At 61.8% G+C, this 220-nt stretch carries 1 protein-coding gene; it reads right to left on the reverse strand.

Annotated elements, in window-relative coordinates:
- Positions 1–179, reverse strand: a 179-nt coding sequence (locus tag H6B10_RS19165; protein WP_243427448.1) for a hypothetical protein, incomplete at its 3' end; no start/stop codon positions are given.
- Positions 180–220: the final 41 nt, after the last annotated feature.

Genomic DNA, 220 nt, shown 5'->3' on the forward strand with positions numbered 1-220 from the left:
TGGGCATTATGGAGACCCTGCTGCTGGCCGTGCTGGGTTCCGGATATTCCACCATCGCAGTCTTTGCCATCATGCTGGTCTTCCTGCTGATCCGTCCGCAGGGCATCGCCGGCAATACCGGCCAGGATGCCCGATACCACAAAGGCGCACTGGATGATACGGGTGGAGTCGATGCCCATGAGCTGGGCGGTGTCGCGGTCAAAAGAGACGGCGCGCAGGG

Source organism: Gemmiger formicilis (assembly GCF_016901605.1).
Lineage (GTDB): Bacteria > Bacillota > Clostridia > Oscillospirales > Ruminococcaceae > Gemmiger > Gemmiger formicilis_B.